At 68.3% G+C, this 6,328-nt stretch carries 9 protein-coding genes and 1 pseudogene; 6 read left to right on the top strand and 4 right to left on the bottom strand.

Annotation, left to right across the window (positions count from 1 at the left end):
- Positions 1–174 precede the first annotated feature (174 nt).
- Together AAHM41_RS23425 and AAHM41_RS23430 are read left to right on the top strand one after the other, a co-directional pair.
- A complete protein-coding gene (locus AAHM41_RS23425; RefSeq protein WP_342239003.1) occupies positions 175–633 on the top strand; it encodes a YbhB/YbcL family Raf kinase inhibitor-like protein in 459 nt (152 codons plus the stop codon).
- Between the two features lie 448 nt (positions 634–1,081).
- Positions 1,082–1,999 (top strand): hypothetical protein, encoded by a 918-nt coding sequence (locus AAHM41_RS23430; RefSeq protein WP_342239004.1) that lies wholly within the window; start codon positions 1,082–1,084, stop codon positions 1,997–1,999.
- A gap of 17 nt (positions 2,000–2,016) precedes the next feature.
- On the opposite strand, the gene AAHM41_RS23435 is transcribed toward AAHM41_RS23430, so the two are convergent.
- Positions 2,017–2,835, bottom strand: a complete 819-nt coding sequence (locus AAHM41_RS23435; RefSeq protein ID WP_342239005.1) for a universal stress protein — start codon at positions 2,833–2,835, stop codon at positions 2,017–2,019.
- A 290-nt stretch (positions 2,836–3,125) separates the two neighbouring features.
- Here AAHM41_RS23435 and AAHM41_RS23440 point away from each other — a divergent pair, with 290 nt between their 5' ends.
- From AAHM41_RS23440 to AAHM41_RS23450, 3 genes are read left to right on the top strand one after another with little or no spacing between them, the layout of a single operon-like run.
- Entirely contained in the window at positions 3,126–3,425 is a 300-nt protein-coding gene (locus tag AAHM41_RS23440) for a hypothetical protein (RefSeq protein ID WP_342239006.1), read from the top strand.
- 39 nt (positions 3,426–3,464) lie between these two features.
- Entirely contained in the window at positions 3,465–3,965 is a 501-nt protein-coding gene (locus AAHM41_RS23445) for a Spy/CpxP family protein refolding chaperone (RefSeq protein WP_342239007.1), read from the top strand.
- 57 nt (positions 3,966–4,022) lie between these two features.
- Positions 4,023–4,460: a universal stress protein gene (locus tag AAHM41_RS23450; protein ID WP_342239008.1), complete on the top strand. Its 438-nt coding sequence runs from the start codon at positions 4,023–4,025 to the stop codon at positions 4,458–4,460.
- A gap of 30 nt (positions 4,461–4,490) precedes the next feature.
- On the opposite strand, the gene AAHM41_RS23455 is transcribed toward AAHM41_RS23450, so the two are convergent.
- Together AAHM41_RS23455 and AAHM41_RS23460 are read right to left on the bottom strand one after the other, a co-directional pair.
- Positions 4,491–4,853, bottom strand: coding sequence for a hypothetical protein (locus AAHM41_RS23455; protein WP_342239009.1), 363 nt, complete (start codon positions 4,851–4,853; stop codon positions 4,491–4,493).
- A 257-nt stretch (positions 4,854–5,110) separates the two neighbouring features.
- Complete coding sequence (locus AAHM41_RS23460) at positions 5,111–5,419, bottom strand: ATP-dependent metallopeptidase FtsH/Yme1/Tma family protein (protein WP_342239010.1); 309 nt, start codon at positions 5,417–5,419, stop codon at positions 5,111–5,113.
- Positions 5,420–5,540: 121 nt separating this feature from the next.
- Between AAHM41_RS23460 and AAHM41_RS23465 the strand changes: the two genes are divergently transcribed.
- Positions 5,541–5,969 (top strand): universal stress protein, encoded by a 429-nt coding sequence (locus AAHM41_RS23465; protein WP_342239011.1) that lies wholly within the window; start codon positions 5,541–5,543, stop codon positions 5,967–5,969.
- Between the two features lie 70 nt (positions 5,970–6,039).
- Here AAHM41_RS23465 and AAHM41_RS23470 read toward each other — a convergent pair.
- Positions 6,040–6,328, bottom strand: a pseudogene (locus AAHM41_RS23470) (hypothetical protein); the annotation flags it as partial.

Here is a 6,328-nt window from a genome sequence, read left to right on the forward strand (position 1 = left end):
GGCATAGCGGGATCTCGTCCCGGACTGTCTGGGAGCGACACGAACTCCTGCAGGACGGAGGCGCAACCCCGTGCCGCGCCGGGGCGGTGGACTGCGATCGAAGCCCGATGTCGCGTCCGCTCCGGTGTCCCTGATCCTGTCGCTGTCGGCCTGGGCCGTACCTGGAGGCCTCCCATGCAGATCACCTCGCCCTTGTTCGACGACGGCGCCGAGATGCCCTGCGAATGCACCCTCGACGGAGGGAACTTCTCGCCACCTCTGGCTTGGCGCGACGCGCCGCCCGAGACCCGGAGCTTCGCTCTCGTATGCGAGGACCCGGACGCCCCCGGACACGCATGGCGCCATTGGGCGGTCTACGACATCCCGCGTGAGCAGGTGGCCCTCGCGGAAGGTTTGCCCGAGGTGAACGCCGTGCGCGGTGTCCGGCAGGCGAAGAACGATTTCGGCCGGCTCGGGTATGGCGGGCCATGTCCACCCCGGGGACACGACGCCCATCATTATCGTTTCCGGCTGTTCGCGCTTGCGGTCGAGCGGCTGAAGCTTTCGCGCGAGCCGAGCTGCCGGGATGTCGAGCGAGCCGCCCGCCGCGTCGCCCTCGCCGAGGCGGAGCTCGTCGGCCTCTACCGTCGATGAAGACCCCGGTCGCCGGCCGGCCCCGCCCCGTACTGTCCGCCGCCTGACCCGTCGATCTGCCAGGAGATGGTGGATCCGGCGCAGCATAAGGGAGTTTCGTTATGTCCCAGACCTGTCACTTGGCCTATGTCGTGGAACCGAGGCACCATGGATGGACCGTAGTGTTCGGGCATATGGATTTCGGCCACTTCGAGACCCGTCGCGAGGCGCTCCGCTCGGCAGGGCACGATGCCAGTTTCTGCCGTTCGCTCGGCCACGACGTCTCTCTTCACGCCAAGCGGCGGAATGGCAGGCTTCGCCGCATCCCCATCCCATCCTGGGATGCAGTCTGCGACGCTTCCATCGGTACATCGGGCTCGCATGGTCCCGTCTGATCTGGGAGATACCGATGGGCGGAGTCCGCTTCTCCTGAACCTGTACCAGTTCACAATGATGGCTGCCTATCTGCATGACGGCTCCGGCAGCGTTCGAGTTCTTCGTCCGCAAGCTGCCGGCCCGGCGCGGCTTCCTGATGGCCGCCGGGCCGGCGCGGGCCGCCTATCTCGCCGGCTTCACGGGCACCGCCACGCTCCTCGCCGAGCAGCGCTTCGGCGTCCCCGCCTTCGGTACGATGGCGCATTCCTTCATCCAGGCCCACGACGACGAGGGCCTGGCCTTTGAACATTTCGCCCGGGCCCGCCCTCGCGACCTCGTCCTCCTCATCGACACCTACGACACGGAGTGGGGAGCGCGCCGCGTCGTCGAGCTGGCGTCGCGCTTGGCGCGGGACGGCATCGTCATTCGCGGCGTCAGAATCGACAGCAGCGACCTCGCCGAGCATGTCCGGCGGGTGCAGGCGATCCTCGACACCGGCGGGCTCGGCCGCGTGCAGATCTTTGCCAGCGGCGGGTTGGACGAGGACGATCTATCGGCTTTCATGGCTCGGGCCGTGCCGATCGACGCCTACGGGATCGGCACCAGTCTGACGACCTCTACCGACGCACCGGCCCTCGACTGCGCTTGCAAGCTGCAGGAATACGACGGAGTGCCCCGCCGGAAGCGGTCGGAAGGGCAGGCGACCTGGCCCGGCCGGAAGCAGGTTTGGCGCCGGTACGACGCTCGTGGAGTCATCGTGGGCGACATCGTCGCGCCGGAGACGGAGCGGGAGGATGGCTGGCCCCTGTTCCAGCCGGTGATGCGCGGCGGGCGGCGGCTACCCGGCCGGCCGACACTGGCCGAGGCGCGGCGACATGCGGCCGGCGAGCTCGCTTCCCTGCCTGCCGCACTCCGGCAGCTCGGGACGGCGGTGCCCGCCGCCCGGATCAGCGATGGGCTGCAAAGGCTGACCGAGGCCTACGATCGCCGGGACCCGCTCCCGCCGCGGTGAAGGGCGGTTCGGCCGAGCTAATGCGACATCAGCACCGGTACGGTCATGGAGCGCAGGATCGAGCGCGTCACGCCGCCGAAGATCATCTCGTGGAAGCGGGCATGGCCGTAGCACCCCATGACCAGCAGGTCCGCGCTCCGATCGGCGATGAAGTTCAGGATCTCCGTCGGGACGTCCGGGGCGGGGACCTCGCGAACCACGACATCGGCGTGGACGTCATGGCTCGCCAGGTGTCGCGCGATGTCGATGCCCGGGATCTGATCGCGCTTGGGCGGCGTGACCGCCAGGACATCGACCTGGCGCGCGCGCTGCAGCAGCGGTATCGCGTCGGCGACCGCACGGGCGGCTTCACGGCTCGCGTTCCAGGCGACAACAATGTGCTCGCACGGGGTGGTCGCCGCGCCAGCATGAGGAATGATCAGGACCGGCCTTCCGCTGGTCAGCGCCAGTTCCGGCACCAGCCCGAAGGAGGCGGGTTCCCGGTCCGGATCGCTCTGGTCGACCACGACGACGTCGGCATAGCGTCCGTGGACCGCGATGGTGTCGACGAGGTCGCCGCGGCCGGCTCGCCATTCGCAATGCCCGGCATAGCCATAGCGCTCGATCGTGGCTTCGAACCGGTGCTTCGCTTCGGCGAGATCCCGGTCGTTGGCGCGCTCCAGCGCTTCGATCGCAGAGGCCGGAAGTGCCTCCATGCCGACGAGGCCGGCCCAGACGTCCCGGCGGACACCGAGCCCGATCAGCCGGGCATCCTGGCGGCGGGCGAAATCGATCGCGGCAGCCAGGGCGGGGGTCTCGTCGCTGCCGACGTGAACCAGAACATCGCGATAAGGCATGGTCTCAACTCCTGCCGATGGTGGGGCTGGCCCTGTTGCACGGCCAGCCTGTGGGCCTAACCATCGGAGTTTCCCGGTCGCGATTCCTTGATCGGGATCAAAAGGAGGCATCGATGGCCGCACCGATGCCGGCCGGCGCCGTCGGCGTCTCTCTATGCCCATACCGGCTTTCCTGACCTGGCGCAAAGCGCTCGGACTCTTGCCGGTGTAGCCGAAGGACCGACGCGCGGAACGCACTGCTGTCACGCCATGAAGCGACCATCGAGCAGTTGTTCGACCGGGCCGGGGCGATGGAGAAGCCCGAGCCGCTCTGGGAATTTCCGGAGCTCGAGCGGCTGCATGCACGGCTCGAAGCGGAATACGAGCTGCGTGACCGTGCCCGGGCGCTCGACGCCAAGCTCGATCTCCTGTCGCGCAGCTGCGAGACGCTGATCGGCCTGGTCCAGGCCCGGCGCAGCCTGCGCGTCGAATGGTATGTCGTCTTCCTGATCGTGGCCGAGCTCTGCCTGTCGATCTTCGCCCTGGACAGACGGGCTAGACCGGGCGCGGGGCCATGCGGCCGCGGCAGGCTTGATCCAGGTCAAGGCTGAGAGCGGCACCGCCTGGAACAGTGTTCCGGCACGCTCTGCATGCAGGGCGTCGCCGGAGGAGCCACCATGTGGATCCGAGACATCGTCCTGTTTCTACGGTCGGCGGCCCTGGCCGCAGCCGCGGTGCTGGTCAGTGCGTCGATCGCGGCCGGGTCCGTCGATGCGCCGGTCGGCCTCGGTGATCGCAGCGACGTCACCCCGGATCCGCATGGCATGGCGGTCTGCGGCTACTGGCTCGGCGACGGCGCCGCCCGAGACCTGGCCTGGATCAAGGACATCGTCAGGCCGACCGAAAGCCAGCGCACCTCCTTCGATGCGCTCGAGCTGGCCGTGCAGGAGGCGCAGGAGACGATGCGCGCGGCCTGCCGGGCAGGTCCGTCGGACGAACCGGAAGAGTTGCCCAGGGAGATCGAGGCGATGCTCCTGGCCTTTGCCATCATCTGCCCCGCCTTCGATGCCTTCTACGGCCAGCTGAGCGACGAGCAGAAAAGCCGTCTCGAGAATGCCATGAGCTGGGGAGACGGCGAGGCCGAGGACTAGACGCGGCCGAATGGCGGCCGGACGGAGCGGGCCGGACCCCGCAGATCGGAGGCAGACATGTTCAAGCACATCCTGATCCCGACCGACGGGTCGCCGCTGGCCGAGCGCGCCGTCGATCGCGGCCTTCGCCTGGCCGCGGCTTTGCACGCCAGAGCCACTCTGGTGATGGTCACTGAGCCGTTCCACGTCTTCAGTCTCACGCCCATCCAGGTGTCGATGAGCGAGGCCGGCTACGCCGCCGCCATGGAGCAGCGAGGCCATGATCTCCTGATGGGGGGCACGACCCTGGCGCGGGAGCTGGGCGTCCCCTGCGAACCGGTCGTCGTCGAGGACGAGCATCCGTACAGCGCCATCATCGATGTCGCCAGGGAACGGGACTGCGACCTGATCGCGATGGCGTCCCACGGGCGGCGAGGCGTCTCCGCATTGGTGCTCGGCAGCGAGACCCAGAAGGTGCTGACGCACTCCAAGATCCCGGTCCTGGTGTTCCGCTGACCTGTCGTCGCCTGGGGGCGCATCCCATGATCACGATGTCTCTCGAGAAGCTCGCATACATCGTCGCAAAGGCGCGGGCGTTCGACGCCGAGGTGCCTCCGGTCGACGACGGCTCAGGCTCGAACCCGCCATCAGCCTGTGGGCGCTGTCCTGCGTTCCGCGGCTGCTCGCGAAACCCGGCAGGTTGAAGCCCGGGATGCTGCCGCGGGGCAGGCCGAGCTCGTCGAAGGCCTTCGCCGTGACGAGCAGGGCCTGGGCGGAATCGAGCCCACCCGAGACACCGATCACCGCCTTGCCGATGCCTGTCGCCCGGAGCCGCTGAGCCAGCCCCTGGATCTGGATATCGTAGGCTTCGCGGCAGCGCTCGTCGCGCCGCGCCGGATCGGCGGGCACGAACGGGAAACGGTCGACCCGCCGGATGGTCGGAACCTCGCCTGTCGGCGGCTCGAGCCGGAAGGGGACGCGGCGCAGGGCCGCGAGGCGGGCGCGGTGCGCCGCGGCGCAGTCGTTGAAGCTGGTCGTCCGAGCCCACTCCCGCGGGACCGCCGAGGAAGGTCGCCGGCTCCGTCTCGTAGGCGACCTGGCCCAGCCCCGCATCCATGCCGAACCGGGCCACCATGTTCCGGGCGATGTCCGTTGCCTTCGCCAGATCATCGGCCGTCCCGTGGCTTCCCGGCCGCCGGCTCGCGATAACTGCCGGTGATCCCCGTCGGGCCGACCACGAGATCGGTGACCTTGTCGTCGCGGACCAACTCGAGGAAGGTGCTGTGCGGGATGGCCTCGACGCGGCTCGCCTGTGTCAGCAGGCTGTGAACTACCAGAACCGCCAGGACTGAGCCGATCACATACCAGAAATTGATGTGATGCTCCTTCTTGATCTCCATGACGGCAGCTCCCGATCGATCTCCCGTGTCTCTGATGAAAGGATCATCGCCGCGGGCGACCTTGATCCAGGTCAAGCCCTCTCGCGTTGTTCGGCCGCTTGACCTGGATCAACGCCGTGGCCGTCTGTTGAGGACACCATTCGGCGTTGCAGCCGCGGATGGCGCTCCTCGCCGATCCGCAAGGGAGCGTGAACGGATGTTCAAGCACATTCTGATCCCGACGGACGGCTCGCCGCTTTCCGAGCGCGCGGTCGACCAAGGCCTTCGGCTCGCCGCGGAGGTCCAGGCGCGGGCGACCCTGCTGACCGTGACCGACCCGTATCACCTCACCGACAGCTGGCCGTTGGTCGGCGCCGACGAATATGCCGAATACGCACGGCGACAAGGTGAGGGGCGGCTGGCCTCCGGAGCCGCACTGGCGCGGACGCTCGGTGTGCTCTGCGACCGGCTCGTCGTCGAACACGAGACGCCCTACGCCGCCATCATCGATGCTGCGACGAGCCAGGGGTGCGACCTGATCGCCATGGCGTCACACGGCCGGCGCGGGATCTCGGCGGTGATCCTCGGCAGCACGACCCAGCAGGCGCTGACGCATACGCGGATTCCCGTCCTGGTGCTGCGCTGAGACGCGCGGGCTCGTCGATCCACCGCAAGAGGACGATATGCGGCTTCCGGAGCCGGGCGCCAGTCCGAGATCAGGCGGCGTCGCTCGCCGGTGGTCGGGAAGATGGTGCCGGCGCGTGCGGCTTTACCGCCGGATATCGGCTCAGATGCAAGGTCCGGGCATAGAAGCCGGAACGGGCCGGGCGGCGGCCGATGCTGATGACGGCGGCGTCCGCCAGCTCCTTTCGGAAGATCGAGAGCACGATCCGGCGATGGTCTTCGTCCAGCAGGTCGATGGCCTCGTCGATAAAGACCCATTTCGGCTTGTGCAGGAGGAGGCGGGCGAAGGCGATGCGTTGCTGTTCGTCCATCGACAGCTCT

The sequence above is a fragment of the Inquilinus sp. OTU3971 genome (genome assembly GCF_038440215.1).